This is a genomic window from Pseudomonas sp. Marseille-Q7302 (assembly GCF_965111925.1).
The window spans coordinates 1,144,965-1,157,892 of the sequence record NZ_CBCOPK010000001.1; the positions used below are offsets into that span (position 1 = coordinate 1,144,965).

Annotated in this window: 12 protein-coding genes; 4 read left to right on the plus strand and 8 right to left on the minus strand. The window is 64.8% G+C overall.

Translation table 11 applies throughout. The features are described 5' to 3' along the window. Nucleotides 1–89 precede the first annotated feature (89 nt). A complete protein-coding gene (locus tag ACWPW1_RS05390) occupies nt 90–338 on the plus strand; it encodes a hypothetical protein (protein WP_059313783.1) in 249 nt (82 codons plus the stop codon). Nucleotides 339–391: 53 nt separating this feature from the next. Here ACWPW1_RS05390 and ACWPW1_RS05395 read toward each other — a convergent pair whose 3' ends face one another. Next, nucleotides 392–664 (minus strand): hypothetical protein, encoded by a 273-nt coding sequence (locus ACWPW1_RS05395; RefSeq protein WP_059313784.1) that lies wholly within the window; start codon nt 662–664, stop codon nt 392–394. Between the two features lie 124 nt (nt 665–788). Beyond that, nucleotides 789–1,601 carry an HDOD domain-containing protein gene (locus tag ACWPW1_RS05400; protein ID WP_434776592.1) on the minus strand — a complete coding sequence of 271 codons (813 nt, stop codon included), beginning with the start codon at nt 1,599–1,601 and terminating at the stop codon, nt 789–791. A 341-nt stretch (nt 1,602–1,942) separates the two neighbouring features. Here ACWPW1_RS05400 and ACWPW1_RS05405 point away from each other — a divergent pair, with 341 nt between their 5' ends. After that, nucleotides 1,943–2,962, plus strand: coding sequence for a diguanylate cyclase domain-containing protein (locus tag ACWPW1_RS05405; RefSeq protein ID WP_434775892.1), 1,020 nt, complete (start codon nt 1,943–1,945; stop codon nt 2,960–2,962). Here the strand turns inward: ACWPW1_RS05405 and ACWPW1_RS05410 are convergent. After that, on the minus strand, nt 2,935–4,497 hold the full coding sequence (locus tag ACWPW1_RS05410) for a diguanylate cyclase (RefSeq protein WP_434775893.1): 1,563 nt from the start codon (nt 4,495–4,497) through the stop codon (nt 2,935–2,937). The genes ACWPW1_RS05405 and ACWPW1_RS05410 overlap by 28 nt on opposite strands. 205 nt (nt 4,498–4,702) lie before the next feature. Here ACWPW1_RS05410 and ACWPW1_RS05415 point away from each other — a divergent pair, with 205 nt between their 5' ends. After that, nucleotides 4,703–4,963, plus strand: a complete 261-nt coding sequence (locus tag ACWPW1_RS05415; protein WP_059313788.1) for a hypothetical protein — start codon at nt 4,703–4,705, stop codon at nt 4,961–4,963. Between the two features lie 22 nt (nt 4,964–4,985). Here ACWPW1_RS05415 and ACWPW1_RS05420 read toward each other — a convergent pair whose 3' ends face one another. Both ACWPW1_RS05420 and betT read right to left on the minus strand, forming a co-directional pair. Beyond that, nucleotides 4,986–6,056 carry an AbrB family transcriptional regulator gene (locus tag ACWPW1_RS05420; protein WP_434775894.1) on the minus strand — a complete coding sequence of 357 codons (1,071 nt, stop codon included), beginning with the start codon at nt 6,054–6,056 and terminating at the stop codon, nt 4,986–4,988. Between the two features lie 130 nt (nt 6,057–6,186). Continuing rightward, nucleotides 6,187–8,184, minus strand: coding sequence for a choline BCCT transporter BetT (gene betT / locus ACWPW1_RS05425; RefSeq protein WP_434775895.1), 1,998 nt, complete (start codon nt 8,182–8,184; stop codon nt 6,187–6,189). Nucleotides 8,185–8,401: 217 nt separating this feature from the next. Here betT and ACWPW1_RS05430 point away from each other — a divergent pair, with 217 nt between their 5' ends. Then, a complete protein-coding gene (locus tag ACWPW1_RS05430; protein ID WP_454252506.1) occupies nt 8,402–8,806 on the plus strand; it encodes a response regulator in 405 nt (134 codons plus the stop codon). Between the two features lie 336 nt (nt 8,807–9,142). Here ACWPW1_RS05430 and ACWPW1_RS05435 read toward each other — a convergent pair whose 3' ends face one another. The 3 genes from ACWPW1_RS05435 to ACWPW1_RS05445 form a co-directional block, all read right to left on the minus strand. Then, nucleotides 9,143–10,972 (minus strand): glycoside hydrolase family 15 protein, encoded by a 1,830-nt coding sequence (locus ACWPW1_RS05435; RefSeq protein ID WP_059313792.1) that lies wholly within the window; start codon nt 10,970–10,972, stop codon nt 9,143–9,145. Beyond that, the gene (locus ACWPW1_RS05440; RefSeq protein WP_454252507.1) at nt 10,965–11,768 is read right to left on the minus strand and encodes a glucose 1-dehydrogenase; all 804 of its coding nucleotides are present in this window, start codon (nt 11,766–11,768) and stop codon (nt 10,965–10,967) included. The genes ACWPW1_RS05435 and ACWPW1_RS05440 overlap by 8 nt, the downstream gene beginning before the upstream one ends. 91 nt (nt 11,769–11,859) lie before the next feature. Beyond that, nucleotides 11,860–12,918 carry a methyl-accepting chemotaxis protein gene (locus tag ACWPW1_RS05445; protein WP_454253900.1) on the minus strand — a complete coding sequence of 353 codons (1,059 nt, stop codon included), beginning with the start codon at nt 12,916–12,918 and terminating at the stop codon, nt 11,860–11,862. Nucleotides 12,919–12,928: the final 10 nt, after the last annotated feature.

Consider the following 12,928-nt stretch of genomic DNA (forward strand, 5'->3'; position numbering starts at 1 on the left):
GAAGGCGGGAACGCTTGGCCCGGCCTTTGGCCTAATCCACCAGGGTGCAGCCCGCGACACCCTTCCTTTCGCGGCAGGAGGACACCACGATGCGCAAGACCCCGCTGATACTTGCCTTAAGCGCCGCCCTGGCTCTGGTAGCCGGCCCTAGCCTGGCCGCCAGCAACAATGACGCCGGTGTGACCGGTAATGGCATCGGCGCGCCGGGCAGTTCCAACACCGGCAAGCGCGACAGCGCCGACGACACCTCCACGGCCAATCCAACCACCCAGAAAAAGACCGGCAAGACGCCCGCCACCAAGCAGGGCAGCCAGCAGAAGCGCGAACTCAACGATTGACGGTCACGAAAAAGGCGCCTCTTGGGGCGCCTGTTCGACAGCGATTGCCAGACTCAGGACGCGCGGGTGTAGCGCACCTGCCAGTCGAGGCGTTCGTGGGTCGCCCGCTCGATGCGGGCACGGCTGTCGCAGATGAAGGCTTCCAGCAGGGAGTTGTCGAGCAGATCGACCCGGGCGATGCGTCGCTGCAACAGTGCCGTGCCGTTGGGCGCATAGACCTCGACGTTGAAGGTCGCCTGATCCTGGGCGGTCATGGCGCACAACATGGGTTGGAAAGCGCCCTTGATAATGGTGTTCGCATCCGTGAACTTCAGCGGCTCGGCCATCGCAATCACTCCTGTCAGCTATAACGCTTCGACCGATTCTTGCGGGACCCGTTCGACTTTCGCCACGACCGGCTGGCAGATTTGTGATGCAGGTGCTAGCGCGCCTCGTGCAGAAGACGACCGGTCAGTTGATCAGGGTGCCAAAAGCCTTGTCGGCTTCGATGACCTGGGGCAGTTCGGCCAGCAGTTCGTCCAGATCCACGCCTTCCAGCAAGGCGTTGCCCAAGGCGACCTTGGCCTGTTCGTTGATGCCGCCATGGCGACGCAGGACAAAGGAGACCAGGCGGGCCTGGGCCACTAGCCGCGCCTGGGTGGGGTCGTCGGGGGCGTCCTGGGGGTGCAGCTGATAGGCGATGGCGTGCTGGATCACCACGGGCAGCTGCCAGCGGCGAGCCAGCTCGGCACCCACTTCGGGATAGCCGAAGCCGAGGGTTTCCCCTTCCACCAAGGGCGCACGCTGCTCGGCATCTATTCGCGCGGCGATGTCGGGTGCTGCCGTCCTGATCAGCAATTCGCCGATGCTGTGCAGCATGCCGCAGGTAAAGGCCGTTTCCGGATCGGCACCGACCTGGCGGGCGAGGACGCGACAGATGCTGGCCACGTCGAAACTGTGCTGCCAGAAATCTCGCGGGTCGAAGGCCGGGTTATGGCGGAAGGCCGCCGTGACCGCCGACGCCAGCACCAGGGTACGTAGGGCATCGAAGCCCAGGCGGATAGCGGCGCCTTCGATGCTGGTGGACGGGCGGACGCCGCGAAAGCGTACCGAGTTGGCCAGGCGCAAGACCTTGGCCGAGAGCACTGGATCCAATGCCAGGTTACGAGCGATGCCTTCGATGCTACTGCGGGGATCGTCGAACTGCTGGATGAGCTCCTGCGCCACCTTGGGAATGCTGGGAAGGGTATGCAGGTGGTCGAACAGAGCATCGATTTCCATGATGGCGCCTGGTGTGTTCTATGCCGGTAGAAAAGGGGCTTGAGGTCGCTCGAAGCATGAACGACGGCTTGGGCACTGCCAAGCCTAGCCGAAAATCTCAAGCGCAGAGCTTAGCGGGAGGGGCCTGCGGGTTCGCAGGGCGAGCTGACCGGTGGCGTCTTTTCGCCGCCGTTCGTTTCGTCGGTGCGGTGGAGAAAGCGGTCCTATGCTGTCTGGTCAGAGGCAGGGTGATGTTCAGACGTCTATCGTCTTGCTTGAATCCGCTTTTCGCCGACGAAACGCAACGAATGGGATAGCATCTAATGATGTCAGTTGGCCACTAAATTTGGCGTTCGAGTTATGCAATGACCTATCAGACTCATATTCGCCAAATGCTGCAGTTGCCCAATGTGCTGGCGCAGACCACTGGCATCCTGGGTTGGTTGATCAGTGTGCTGATCAACCCCTTCCTGAGCGCTGGGGTCCCGCTGTGGGGCTGGCTGGCCTTTGGCGGGATGGTCGGCTCGTGCCTGACGATGGCTACGGCGCGGCGCTTTGTCGTCTGGCGCTTGTTCGCCCTGGTATTCGTGCTCTTCGAAGCCCTGGCCTTTCGTTTCCAGATCCTGCAGATGGGCGAGCCCGGCCAGGCCTGGATGATTCCCATGGCCATCGTCATCACCCTGGGCTCGACCATCCTTTTTTCCCATGTGCTCGACTACGGCATCGCCGCCGCTGCCGTCTGGCTGCTGCTCTTCTACGGGCAGATGGACCTGGTCGCAGCGATGGGCCTGCCGCTGTTCGTGGTGATGCTCGGCGCCAGCCTGGCCCTGGGCGTGCTGCTCAACGCCACCTTCGTGCGTATCGTCGCCAGCACCCTGGAACTCAAGGAAAACTACCGGCGGCAGGCGGAGACCGATGCCCTCACCGGCATCAGCAATCGACGGGCGCTGATGCTGGACATGGAGCAGGTCTGCGAGGAGGCCTCGCCGTCCTGGTATTTCGCCATGCTCGATATCGATGACTTCAAACGGATCAACGACCGCTTCGGCCATGACGTGGGCGACCAGGTACTCAAGGAGATCGCGACCATCTTGGGCCGGCATTTCCCCGCTGGCCGCTTCGGCCGCCTGGGCGGCGAGGAGTTCGGCATGTTGCTGGAGGCCGAGGACGAGCGGCACCTGGCGCAGCGGTTGCAGGCGCTGCTCGATGACATCCGCAGCAACACCAGCACCGGTACCTGCTTTTCCTTCAGTGCGGGCGTCGCACGCCTGGCCCCGGGTTATCAGCCTTCCGATCTGCTCAAGCAGGCCGATGGCGAGCTCTACCAGGCCAAGCGTGCCGGCAAGGACCGAGTGCACTACCGCGGTGGCATGATCTGCGGCTGATCGTCGTCGGGGTCCACCGACGGATAGGTACGATTACGCCCCAGGTGCTTGGCGCGATAGAGGGCGGCGTCGGCATTGGCCAGCAGCTCGGCGGGCTGCGGCGGCTGGAGCCCACCGGGTGTCTGGACGGCGAAGCCGAGGCTGACGGTGATGCGGCCGAAGGCGCTGGTGGCATGGGGTACCTCCAGAACCTGCAGCCGCTCCTGGACCGTAAGGGCCACCTGCTGGGCACCGGCCGCGTCGCAGTTGGGTAGCAAGAGAGCCATTTCCTCGCCGCCGTACCGTACCGCCAAGTCGCCCGGGCGCCGTGCTGCCGAGGCCACTACGCCAGCTACCGCCTGTAGGCAGCGATCACCCGCCGGATGACCGTAGTGATCGTTGTAGGCCTTGAAGTGATCGATGTCGATCATCAGCAGGCTGAGCGGTTGATGGTTGCGCTGCGCCCGCGCCAGTTCCACCGGCAGCAGGGTGTCGAACTGCCGGCGATTGCCCAGCCCGGTCAGGCTGTCCTTGAGCGTCAGCTTGTGCAACTCGTCGTGGGCCAGGCGCAGGGCCACTTCGATACGTTCGCTGGCGCGGATTTCCCGCAAGAGGCTGAAGCCGAAGACCAGCATCCCAAGGATGATGAGGCCCACCACCGTCACCGAACGCAGCATGTCCTGGCGCCAGCTGGCGAGGATATCGCTCTTGGAGATGCCGGCCAGGGCCACCAGCGGATAACCTTCCAGGTGCTGGAAGGCATAGAGGCGCTCGCGCCCGTCGATCATGGCGCGTACCAGGGCGGTACCTGTGGACGCCTGGGTCACGTACTGGCGAAACAGCACGCTGCTGGCCAGCGGCATGCCGACGTGCTCGGGCACATAGGGGCGCCGTACCATCAGGGTGCCATCGTCCAGCGCCAGGGTGATGGCGCCCCGGCCGTCCAGTTTGAAGCGGGCGTAATAGTCGACGAAATACTGCAGGCGAATGGTGGCGAGCAGGACCCCGGCGAAGTGGCCAGCGCGGTCTTCCAGGCGCCGCGACACCGGAATGATCAGCTCATGGGTGCTGCGGCTTTCGATCACGGCGCCGACGTGCAGCCGGTCTTCCGGATGTTCCCGGTGAAACTGGAAATACTCACGGTCGGCGTTGCTGGCCTGGGGCGGGTTGCTGCTCTTGTCGGTCACCCGCCAGTTGCCGTCGCGATCGTAGATGAACAACCCGTGGAGCTGCGGCAGCAGAGTCGCCTGGCGTGCCAGCAGGCGATGCACCCGCGGGCGATCCAGCTGGTCGAGCGGTTGGTCCTCCAGGCGGTCACGGATGCTGACCAGCAACGAATCGGCTTCCTTGATGGCATCGTCCGCGTGCTGGGCCGCTGCCAGGGCGATGTTGCCGACATCGCTGCGGGCGCTGGCAAAGGCATTCTGGTAGTTGCGCCACACCTGCCAGGACTCCAGTGCCAGGATCACCGCGACGGCGCAGACGAGCAGCCAGAGTGCCAGGCGCTGGGTGGCCGGATTACGGGGCGGAGTGGGGTGATCGGCAGCGTCGACCATGGCGGGGCAGCTTCCTCGTCCTCGGTGTGCAGGAGACCGCAACCCGGCCGATTGAGACGTCATGAAAGTCGTAAAGTCATACAAGTCTACAGTTTCGTCGGAATCTTGCAGAGAGAACGAATCCTCTCGCCGTGCTCGTGGTCATTAGCGAAACAGCCGTCCATGGGGATGGTGAATCAGCCAGTACCTGACCAGGAGGTCACAGATGTCGCAGATCGCCGAACAAATCGTCGAAGACGCCATGCAGCGCATCGAGGAGAACGAGCTGCAGCATGCCGCCGATCCTGTACGCAGTTTTTCCCTGACCTTGACCGATCCGGCGGAAATCCAGGTCGGCGCGGAGATCTACTTTCTCTTCGAGCAGCGCCTCAAGGGCTTCTATCCCGATGCGCGCGTCGTGGTCCGTGGCCATGCGGCCGAGGGCTACAACATCACTGCCCAGGTCGAACGTCGCCGTTCGGCCTAGGCCCCGGCGTCCGCACCTCCTGCTAGGTGCGGGCAAGCTTGACCAGCTGCCGGGCCAGTAGTGGCCCGGTCAGTACCACGCCGATCAGCCGCAGTGCCTGCATGGCCAGTACCAGACCGACATCGGCGTGGGCATCCACCGCGATAATGGCCATCGAATCCAGTCCGCCCGGGCTGGTAGCCAGGTAGGCGGTGAGAAAATCGACGTGCATCAGCCGCGCCATCAGCAGCGCCGACAGGGCGCACAGGGCGATGAGCAGCAGCGAGGCGAAAATCATCTTGGGCAGGGCCCGCCAGACATAGCTGACGGTGGCCCGGTCGAACCTCAGACCCACATAGCAGCCCATGGCGCCATAGGCTGCTGCAAGCAGCAGGTGGGGCAGCGTGATATCCAGCCAGCCATTGAGTTGCAGCAGGGTGCCCAGGGCGATGGGTAACAGCAGGGCGCCGGCGGGAAACAGCCGCCCGCCCAACCAGCTGCCGGCCAGGGCTACTGCCAGGGTCAGCGCCAGGTTGAAGGCGAAGTGCCCGTCAAGGCTGATGCCAGTGGCCTGATGACCCGTGCCGCTGCCTTCCGCGCCCAGTAGCCGACCCACCAGGGCACTGATGAGCACCACGCAGACCACGCGCACGTATTGCATGGTGGCGACGATACGCGGGTCGGCGCCGTATTCCTCGGCCATGGCGACCATGGCGGCGGCTGCACCTGGCGTGGTGCCCCAGGCCGCTGTGCTACCGGGCAGGCCGCCAAAACGTACCAGCAGGGCCCCGGTGAGCAGGCTGAGCAAGACGGTCAGGGCGGTCGCCAGCAGCATCACCGGCCAGTGCTCGGCAACGGTGAGCAGTACCGCGGCGGTCATGGCATGGGCGATCAGACAGCCCACCACCCCCTGACCGGACTGGAACAGGCGCCGTGGCAGACGGATGCTGGCGCCGCTGACGCCAAAGGCGATGGCCACCAGCATGGGGCCCAGAAAGAGCGCGGCGGGCACCTGCAGCCAGTTGAGTCCGCCCCCGACCAGGGCCGAGCAGAGGATCAGGGCAAGCCATTGCAGCAGGGGAGGATAGGGCAGGTTGGCGGGCGGGATGGGCAAGACGGTCTCCAAACGACGAGGGGACCGGCGAGGCGTACCGACCCCGGGGCCGGCACGGGGCCGACCCTGGGAGCGATTATACGACGTCTATCGCTTTCAATGGCCTTTCAGTCTACGAAAAAACCACCTTCTAGCGTACCAGGTGCAGGAACTGCAGGTGGCGTTCGTACTGATCGAGCATGTCGTTGAGGATCTGCTCGCGGTTGTAGCCCACCAGGTCGTAGTCCTGGCTGCCCTCGGTGAGGTGCACCTCGGCGCGGTAGTAGCGACGGTTCTTCAGGTGCAGCCGGCCGATGCCGGCGCGGGCGAAGGAGGGCGTGAAGTAGCCCTGCATGATCACCTGGTAGATGAAGGGGTGCTCCTCGCCGTGGCCGATGGTCAGCTGCAGGTTGGCATTGTTGGAATCGAACTGGGTTTCCACCACCAGCCCCTTCTCCCGCGAGACCTCGACCATCTCTTCCATGGCCGGCCGCACGAGGCTGTCCATGAAGCGGTACACCTCGTCCCGCGAGGGGAAATATACCGCCTGGGACAGCCGCTGGCGCCAGCCGCCGTGGCGGGCCTTGCCGTTGGTCGCCACCGGCGCCAGGGAATGCAGTCGCGCGCGCTGGCGTTGGGATTCCAGGTGCAGCGCCTTGTGCAGGCCCCACATCATCAGCAATACGACCACCGAGAAGGGCAGGGAGGTCAGCACCACCGCCGATTTGAGCGCATCCATGCTGCCGGCGAACAGCAGCCCGCCGGTGACCAGGGCTACCGCGGCGCCCCAGAACACCCGCAGCCATCTGGGACCGTCTTCGTCCGCCTCGCCGCCCTTGGACGACAGGGTCGACAGCACCACGGTGCCGGAGTCGGCCGAGGTGACGAAGAAGACGAAACTCACCAGCACGGCGACGCTGATCACCACGCGGCTGGCCGGATAGGTTTCCAGCACCTGGTAGAAGACCATGGCGGGATCGGTGAGCGCGGTCTGTGCCAGGCCGGTCATGCCTTGGCCGAGGACCAGTTCCAGGGCGCTGTTGCCGAAGATCGACAGCCAGGCCAGGGTGAAGCCCAGTGGGATGAACAGGACGCCAAAGACGAATTCGCGGATGGTGCGACCGCGCGAGATGCGGGCGATGAACAGCCCGACGAAGGGCGCCCAGGCGATCCACCAGGCCCAGTAGAACACCGTCCAGCCGCCGAGCCAGTCGGAGGGCTTGTCGTAGGCATAGAGGTCGAAGCTCTTGCCCGGCAGCGCCGCGAGATAATCGCCGATGTTCTGGATCAGGGTGTTGAGCAGATGTTGGGTAGGACCGGCGAACAGCACGAACAGCAGCAGGGCGACCGCCAGCACCATGTTGATGTCGGACATGATCCGCACGCCCTTGTCCACGCCGGACACGGCCACGGCGATGGCGGCGCCCATCATCAGCACGATGAGCACCAGCTGTACCCAGTGGCTGTGGCTGATGCCGAACAGGTAGTCGAGCCCGGCGTTGAGGTGCAGCACCCCGAAGCCCAGGTCGGCGCCCAGGCCAAAGATGGTGGCGATGATGCCGAAGGCGTCCACGGCGTGCCCGATGGGACCGTTGATGCGCTTGCCGATCAGCGGATAGAGCGCCGAACGCAGGGCCAGGGGCAGATTGTGCCGGTAGGCGAAATAGGCCAGGGACATGGCCACCAGGGCGAAGACGCCCCAGCCATGCAGGCCCCAGTGCAGAAAGAGGATCTGCATTGCCTGGCGGGCCGCTGCCGAATTACCGCCTTCACCTGCCGGGGGCTGGGTGAAGTGGGTAAGGGGTTCGGACACGCAAAAGAAGAACAGGGTGATGCTGATGCCGGCGGCGAACAGCATGCCGGCCCAGGACAGGTAGCTGAACTCGGGTTGGTCGTGGTCGGCACCGAGCTTGATCTTGCCGTAGCCGGACAGGGCGGTGACCACCACGAACACCAGGTAGAGCGACATGGCGAGCAGGTAATACCAGCCGACCGTGTTGGCAGCCCAGGTCTGCGCCTGCAGCAACCAGACGCCCGCCTGATCGGGCCAGCCGATGACGACCAGGGAAAACAGCAGGATCACTGCCGCCGCACAATAGAAGGCGGGGGGATTGAGCTTTACGGTGCCGGATGAGGGCGTCGCACTCATGGGGACTCCTTACGAGCTGCCAAAGGGGATGGGGTTCTTTTTTTATTGATCGTTCAAACAAGAAAGAATATCACAGCGGGTTCTTGAGGTGAACGCCCAGGCTCAGCGAAACGCTGGAAAAATACCGCTTAGAGGGGTTGCCACTGCCGGTGGTCGACTTTGGTCGAGACTGGGCCAAACCGCCAGAACCGCGCCTGTTTGGCAAAGTCTGTTGGTTATGACACAAGCATCTTCCCTTCTCGGCGGCTATCGTCCTCTACTGTTACTGGTGGAGGATGAGCCGTTGCTGCGGGAACTGGCCACCGAAGCGCTTGAATCCCTGGTGGACCTGCAGGTGGTGGCCGTGTCCACCGCCGATGCGGCGCTGAGCTATCTGGAGCAGAATGGCGCTCGCATCGACGTGCTCTTCACCGATGTACGCATGTCGGGCCGGCTGGATGGCGAAGCGCTCGCCCAACTCGTCTCCCAACGCTGGCCACACATTCCGGTGATCCTCACCTCGGGTGATCGCCTGACGGTGCCACGCGGCGCCGGCCGCACCCGCTTCATGCCCAAGCCCTGGCACATCGACGACATGGCGAACTGCGTCAACGAGGCGCTGGGGCAGAGCCGGGTGGCGTGAAGGTTAGCTGACTTTCCTCAGTGTTTGAGCTGCTCCACTTTCAGGTTCCACCAGTGAACCCCTTTCGAGACCCTTCTGTGGATGAGACGGCGCCGTAATCCAGGCTAGGGGTCGCACCTTTGTCAGGACAGTCGCTCGATGCGCGTGTAGGAGCGGCCCATGGCCGCGATGGATTCGGCGCTGTAGCACCAGTGTGGAGAGGATAGCGGGGGGGGAAGCTTGCCTATCGCCAGCGCCCGGCCTCTTCATGATCATTTCGGCTACTGACGGCATCGCGGCCATGGGCCGCTCCTACGGATACCTCAGGAGCGACCCAGGCACGCGATCCAGATCAACCTACGGCTGCCACTGCGGATCCCGGCCGCTCAGTTTGCGATCCAGGAAGAAGGCGGTGCTGATCAAGGCCAGGTGCGACAGGGCCTGGGGCACGTTGCCCAGGGGATAGCCGCGCTTGTCCAGCTCCTCGGCGTACAGGCCCAGCGGGTTGGCATAGCCCAGCAGCTTCTCGAACTCCAAGTGGGCTTCGTCGACCCGGCCGGCGCGGGCCAGGCACTCGACGTACCAGAAGGCACAGGCGACGAAGGCGCCTTCCTCGCCCTTGAGATTGTCCGCCGGGGTATCGACCGGGTTGTAGCGACGGATCATGCCGTCGTAGGCCAGGTTGGTCTTGATGGCGTCCAGGGTGGCCAGCCACATGGGATCGGTGGCGCTGACGAAGCGCACCAGGGGCATCAGCAGCAGGGCTGCGTCCAGGCTCTTGCCATGGCGCGTCGAGGTGAAGTGCCCCAGCTCGGCGTTCCAGAAGTTTTCCCAGATGTCTTCCTGGATGGCGGCGCGGGCAGCGTACCAGCGCTCGTACGGCATGGGCAGCGAGCGCTTGACCGACAGCCGCATGGCGCGGTCGATGGCTACCCAGCACATCAGGCGCGAATGCAGGAAATGCTCGGGATCGCCACGCATTTCCCAGATACCGGCATCCGGCTGATTCCAGTTCTCGCAGACGTGATCGATCATCCGCACCACGTCTTTCCAGCCGTGATGGGAGATGGCCTCGCCATATTTGTTGGACAGGTAGATGGCGTCCATCAGCTCGCCATAGATGTCCAGCTGGACCTGCTTGTAGGCCTCGTTGCCGATGCGCACCGGACTGGAATTGGCATAGCCCGTCAGGTGGTCCAGGGTTTCCTCGGGCAGATCCAGGCCACCGTCCAGGCGATACATGATCTGCAGCTTTTCCGGGGCGTTGTGGCTGTTTTCCACGCACTGACCCACCCAATGGGTAAAGTCCTTGGCCTCCTGGGTGTAGCCCAGACGCATGAAGGCGTAGACGGTAAAGGAGGCATCGCGGATCCAGGAGGCGCGGTAGTCCCAGTTGCGTTCGCCGCCCAGGGCCTCGGGCAGGCTGAAGGTCGCGGCCGCGGCGATGGAGCCGTGCTTGCAGGAGGTCAGCATCTTCAGCGCCAGGGCGGAACGGGTGACCATCTCGCGCCAGCGACCCTGGTAATGACTCTTGGCGGCCCAGCGGGTCCAATAGGAGTGAGTCTCCTCGAAGCAGAGATCGCTCTGCCCGGTGACGACCTTGTCGTCCTCTTCGCAGCCAAAGACGAAGTCCAGCTGCTGGCCCTGTTCCAGCTCGAATTCACCGTAGGCGATATTGTTCTCCACCTGCAGGGTGACGCTGGAAGCCAGGCGCAGGGTCGGCTGGCCGTCGGCTTCGAACAGGGCACCGCCATCCACCAGACGCGCCCGGGTCTGGGCCCGGGCATAGTCGTGGGCCGGAGCGCAGACGAGGCGGAAACGGCAGCTTCCGGCCACCGCCTGCACGCGGCGCACGATGCGTGGCTTGGTGTCGTCGCTGCTGCACACCGGCATCAGGTCGGTGACCTCGGCAACGCCGTCCGCCGAAAGCCAGCGGGTCTGCAGGATATTGGTGTCCGGCAGGTAGAGCTGTTGTTCACGGGCATCCTCCCAGACCGGCGCCAGGCTGAAGTAGCCGGCCTTTTCCGAGTCGAGCAGAGAGGCGAACACCGAGGGACTGTCCAGATTCGGCCAGCAGAAGTGGTCGATGGTGCCGTCGGTGGCGACCAGGGCGCAGGTGCGCAGGTCGCCGATGACACCGTGGGCGCCGATACTGCGGCGGGCGTGCACGGAGGAGGAATCAGCCATTGTCTTCGAATCCCGGATAGAGGCACATGCCGCCGTCGACGAACAGGGTCGTCCCGACGATGTAGTCGGCCAGGTCGCTGGCCAGGAAAACCGCCACGTTGCCGATATCATCGACATGGCCGACCCGCTTGTAGGGGATCAGCCTGAGCAGCTCGCGCGCCTTGGCCTCGTCACCGGTCACCTCTTCGTTGATGGCGGTGGCGATGGCGCCCGGGGCGATGCTGTTGACGCGGATGCCCTCGGCGGCGACTTCCTGGGCCAGGCTGCGCATCAGCAGATTGACCCCACCCTTGGAGGCCGCGTAGTTGACGTGTCCAGCCCAGGGAATGACCTCGTGCACCGAACTCATGTGAATGATCTTGCCGAGGGCGCGGGAAATGTTCTCGTCACGGCCCTGCTTGCGGAACTGTCGGATCGCCGCCCGGGCGCAGAGAAACTGGCCGGTCAGGTTGGTGTTGATCACCGTGTTCCAGTCCTTGAGCGACATGTCGGCGACCGCCGCATCCTTTTGCAGGCCGGAATTGGCGACCAGGATGTCCAGCCGGCCGAAGGCTTCCAGGGTTTGGTCGAACAGGGCCTGGACCTCGGCCTCGTCGCCGACGTCACCGCCGACGGCGATGGCGCGACCGCCGGCATCCTCGATACGCTTGGCTAATTCCTCGGCCGGCTCGGCGCTGGAATGGTAGTTGATGGCGACGGCGGCACCGGCCTTGGCCAGGGCTTCGGCGACGGCGGCGCCGATCCCGGAGCTGCCACCGGTGACCAGGGCGACCTGACCGTTTAGGGAAAGCTGCATGTCCAGACTCCTGTGCGGGAAAAGGTGTCTGACTGCTGACCGTCACGCTTGCCGCTAGGTTCAGCCCGGGAGCGTTGCCGGATGTTCAGGTCTAGGCGGTGCGGAACAGACTCATGCGGCGCTCCAGATCCTCGGCCAGTTCCGCCAGTTGACGGCTGGCCCCGGCGATCTGCTGCGAGCCGCTGGCGGTTTCCAGGGTGGCCGAGTGGATGCGGTTGATGTTCTCGTTGACCTCTTCGGCCACCGCGGTCTGCTGGGCGGCTGCGGTGGCGATCTGGGCATTCATGGCGTTGACCGAGCCAACGTCGGCCCGAATGGCCGCCAGGGCCGTGACCGCGCGCTGGGTCAGCTCGGCAGTCTCATGGGCCTGGCTGCGGCTTTCTTCCATCTGCGCGGAGGCGCGGCTGGCGCCTTCCTGCAGGGTGGCGATCATGCCGCGGATCTCGCGGGTCGACTCCTGGGTACGGGTCGCCAGGTTACGTACCTCGTCGGCCACCACGGCGAAGCCGCGGCCCTGTTCGCCGGCACGGGCGGCTTCGATGGCGGCATTCAGCGCCAGCAGATTGGTCTGCTCGGCGATACCGTTGATGACGGCGACGATGTTCTCGATGCTGGCACTGTCGCTGGACACCTGCTGCACGGTCACGCTGGCCTGCTCCAAGGCCTGCACCAGCTGGCCGATGGCCTGGCCGGAGCTGGCCACCAGCTGGTTGCCAGCGTCCACCTGGGTACTGGCATTGCCGGTGGCCTGGGCGGCCTGAGCGGCGTAGCCGGCGACCTCGCCGATGGTGGCGGCCAGTTCGGTGACCGCCGCCGCCATGTGCTGGGCCTGGTTGGACTGGACATCGGTGTGCCGCTGGTTGGTCTGGGCGGTGTTCTGCAACTGGGCGGCAGCCGCGGCGACCGAAGTGGCGGTGCTGCGCACCTGGACGATGGTCTCGCCCAGGTGCGCCGTGGCGCTGCCCAGGGTGCCCATGACGCTGTCCGGGTGACGCGTGGCAGGACGCTCGTCCAGGCGGCCCTCGGCCAGCCGGCGAATGGCCGCAGCCACGGCGTGGGGCTCGCCGCCCAGGGTCGCACCCATCTGGCGAATGAGCAGAATGGAGACGGTCACGCTCAGCAGCAGGGCGATGGCGCAGGTCACCAGCATCAGCCAGCGG

Bases quoted from the DNA above. Each gene is read 5' to 3' on its own strand.
- ACWPW1_RS05445 (WP_454253900.1), bottom strand. From the start codon at position 12,918: ATGCTGGTGACCTGCGCCATCGCCCTGCTGCTGAGCGTGACCGTCTCC.
- ACWPW1_RS05435 (WP_059313792.1), bottom strand. From the start codon at position 10,972: ATGGCTGATTCCTCCTCCGTGCACGCCCGCCGCAGTATCGGCGCCCAC.
- ACWPW1_RS05415 (WP_059313788.1), top strand. From the start codon at position 4,703: ATGTCGCAGATCGCCGAACAAATCGTCGAAGACGCCATGCAGCGCATC.
- ACWPW1_RS05390 (WP_059313783.1), top strand. From the start codon at position 90: ATGCGCAAGACCCCGCTGATACTTGCCTTAAGCGCCGCCCTGGCTCTG.
- ACWPW1_RS05395 (WP_059313784.1), bottom strand. From the start codon at position 664: ATGGCCGAGCCGCTGAAGTTCACGGATGCGAACACCATTATCAAGGGC.
- ACWPW1_RS05410 (WP_434775893.1), bottom strand. From the start codon at position 4,497: ATGGTCGACGCTGCCGATCACCCCACTCCGCCCCGTAATCCGGCCACC.
- ACWPW1_RS05440 (WP_454252507.1), bottom strand. From the start codon at position 11,768: ATGCAGCTTTCCCTAAACGGTCAGGTCGCCCTGGTCACCGGTGGCAGC.
- ACWPW1_RS05405 (WP_434775892.1), top strand. From the start codon at position 1,943: ATGACCTATCAGACTCATATTCGCCAAATGCTGCAGTTGCCCAATGTG.
- betT (WP_434775895.1), bottom strand. From the start codon at position 8,184: ATGAGTGCGACGCCCTCATCCGGCACCGTAAAGCTCAATCCCCCCGCC.
- ACWPW1_RS05430 (WP_454252506.1), top strand. From the start codon at position 8,402: ATGACACAAGCATCTTCCCTTCTCGGCGGCTATCGTCCTCTACTGTTA.